The sequence below is a fragment of the Cryobacterium inferilacus genome, assembly GCF_019599185.1.
In the GTDB taxonomy this organism is placed as follows: Bacteria; Actinomycetota; Actinomycetes; order Actinomycetales; family Microbacteriaceae; genus Cryobacterium; species Cryobacterium inferilacus.
In genome coordinates, this window is sequence record NZ_JAIEUL010000046.1 from 1 (window position 1) to 2,399 (window position 2,399).

General features: G+C 59.1%; 1 protein-coding gene. It reads left to right on the top strand.

Annotated elements, in window-relative coordinates; translation table 11 throughout:
- Positions 1-87 precede the first annotated feature (87 nt).
- Positions 88-1,536: a DUF4012 domain-containing protein gene (locus K2F54_RS18790; RefSeq protein ID WP_220607381.1), complete on the top strand. Its 1,449-nt coding sequence runs from the start codon at positions 88-90 to the stop codon at positions 1,534-1,536.
- The last annotated feature ends 863 nt before the right edge of the window (positions 1,537-2,399 follow it).

Here is a 2,399-nt window from a genome sequence, read left to right on the forward strand (position 1 = left end):
GGCTTGGGCATGATGACATCTTTCCAGCGAAGACGAATCTCCACAGGTTAGGAGTCAACTAAACCGGGGGCAGTCCCGATCGCAGGAGTGGTTGACGACGTCGCTCAGGATCTTGAACCGCTGATAGGCGTTGTTGGCAGTGTTAGCGTGGCAGATTTCAGTCCCGTCGACGGGGCCGTCAATCTTCAACCGATCATCGATGCCCAACCCAAGATCAGTAGCGCGGCGACGTCACTCGACCTGGCCTCCGCCCGCACCGCCGAAATCGAGCACCTCAACACGGTCCCGGTCGTGCGGCAAGCAAACGAGCGGCTAGCCGTTGGCCTGCGGGATGCGTCTGCTGGAATGGATGTCCTCAATCGCGCTGCGCAGTTGTTGCCGGCAATGCTTGGGGCAACGGAACCGCGGAACTATCTCTTGCTCTTCCAGAATCCGGCAGAACCGCGCTCCTCCGGAGGGATACCGGGCGCCGTGGCTATGGTCGGAACCGACAACGGCAGTTTGGCCCTCGTGAAACAGGCGTCTAGTGTCGACTTCTACAAATACCCGGATCCGGTATTGCCGCTCCCGGTTGATACGCGAGCCCTTTATGGGGACATCACAGGACGATATCTGCAGGATGTGACCCTGACGCCTAACTTCGAGCTCTCTGCGCAGCTGGCACACGAAATGTGGCGCCTGGAATTTGGCGTAGTTGCAGACGGGGTCATCTCGATTGACCCAGTAACGCTGAGCTACGTACTTGAGGCAACGGGTCCGATCACCCTGGCGTCGGGCGATGTGCTGTCAGCTGAGAACGCGGTCCAACTTCTCCTCGTCGATGTCTACGCGCGCTATACGGATCCCGACGAGTTGGATAACTTCTTCGCCTCAGCTGCCAGCGCTGTGTTCACCGCAGTTGCAGTTGGCCAGGCGGATCCGGCGGAGCTCATCCGCGCCTTCGCAAAGGCGGGCGATGAGGATCGCGTCATGATTTGGAGCTCGCATGAAACGGATCAGGCTGTACTTTCGGACACCACGCTGGCCGGTGGGCTTCCGATCAGCACTGATGAGGTCGAGAACTTTGGCGTCTTTCTTAACGATGCCACCGGGTCCAAAATGGGGACCTATCTTGATGTAAACGTTGGTTTGGGGGCCATCGTTTGCAGGTCCGACGGCCGGCCCAACTATAAAGTCCAGGTGACTCTGACAAATACCGCACCAGCTGATGCTGCTACGACTTTGCCCGCGTATGTAACTGGAGGAGGATGGTTCGGCGTGACCGCAGGAAACATAAGGACCATCACGTCTGTTTATGGCGTGCCTGGTATGGAGAATCTTGGTGTTTTGCAGGACGACGCTGAGATCAGTTTTCATCCGACTACAGATTCGGGTTATCCCGTTAGCGCGGTCACAACTGAGCTCAAGCCGGGTGAGAGCACCGTTGTCACATATAACTGGCTGGGGGCCGCTAACTCAGTCGGAGATATCGCAGCGAAAGTCACACCGGGTCCCATGAATCACACTTCGCAAGAACTGACTCTCCAGTGCGGGTGACGTCGGCTTGTGGCGGACGCCACGACGATGCTGCGTTCGGAGGAGACTCTAGTCCCTGCGAATCTGAGGCTGTCTCGTGATCAATCACACCAAGCCTTCTTCTTGCAACGACGATCGGATAAGGACCTCGCATCAATCGAAGTCGTGCTGCCGCCGTGTTTGTCGTTTTAAGGCCTGAAAAGACGCGATTCCAAAATGGGACCCGACTAACGCCCATCGTGGCGGGACCCGGCACCTTGGGTTTCTGTCGGCGGACATGGATAACTGCCCACCGGCGGCCAATAGGGAATCGAGGCTTCTCAACCGCATGGCCATAACGGCGGCCCACAGATGGCCAGCCCAATCTCGCGATTCTGGGGCATCGATGGTGCGGGGATTCCGTCTTCAGACTCTGGGGCGATGAGCTTGCTGCAGGCCGGCGCGCCTGGTGCGCCAGCGGTCGGCCAGCCGCCTTCTGGCATCCGTTCTTGTCCTGTGGTTGCAGGGAACCGCCGGAGGGTGCTGACGCCGATCACCTTTCGACTTCTGGAGGAAAACGGTTCCGGCGAGGTGCGGCTCGCGGCACGGCATTTTCCAGGTCCAACTTCTTCCGCTGGAGAGGTGACGCCTGCCCGCGGGCGGCCATTGGCCAATGGCCGTATACGGGCTCCGCAGTGGCCGCGTGTGGGCCGCTTCTCACTGTCCGCTGACAGGTTTCCTGTGCCGTGTGTGTTTTGTCAATTTGAAGCCGGCCATTTCAGCGCTAATTTACCGACCAGTTCGGCACCATTTCCGGCCAGTTGAGCACGTGAGTATTAGCGCGCCTGGGGGCCACCGTTATTGCCTTTGGGGGCCACCGGGCGGTGTGGCCGGTAGCGTGCTCT